Origin of the sequence: Brachyspira catarrhinii (assembly GCF_005518285.1) — a bacterium.
GTDB lineage: Bacteria > Spirochaetota > Brachyspiria > Brachyspirales > Brachyspiraceae > Brachyspira > Brachyspira catarrhinii.
The window spans coordinates 1-514 of the sequence record NZ_SJDU01000759.1 but is presented as its reverse complement, the minus strand read 5'-3'; the positions used below and the strand labels follow the sequence as shown (position 1 = coordinate 514).

General features: G+C 23.3%; 1 protein-coding gene. It reads right to left on the bottom strand.

The window, feature by feature from the left end; genetic code table 11:
- The coding region (locus tag EZH24_RS13370; RefSeq protein WP_170310891.1) for a cytochrome c biogenesis protein CcdA at positions 1 to 514 on the bottom strand (514 nt) is incomplete at both ends.

Below are 514 nucleotides of genomic sequence, written 5' to 3'. Positions count from 1 at the left end.
AAAAAGTAAAATATAGAAAAAATAAAATTAGAATTGTCAAAACTATAGGATTATATACCAAGCTTCCAAATAAAATCGTTTTGTGAAAAAAGAATCCAGCGATTGATACAATTCCGCCTAAAATCGTATAAGTCGTTATTATTCCTAAAGAAAATAAAAGCGAATGCAAAATATTTGATTTATTATTTTTATCATTTGAATTTTTAGAATTTGAATTTGAAAATATTGAAATCGTTATTGACAAAAGAGGGTAGGAACATGGCAAAAAAACAGAAGCAAGCCCCGATACAAATATAATTATTAAAGTTATAAATAGATTTTGATTTTCTAAATTATTATTTATATTATCGTATTCTATAAAACTTGCATTTTCAGGTTTTTCTAAAATTTCTTCGCCAAATATAATTTCGCTTTTTGGAGGCAGGCATATATTATCTTTTTCCGAGCATAATTGATAATCGACTTTTATAAAATTAATATTTTTTATATCGATATTTAAAATAAATTCTTGTTT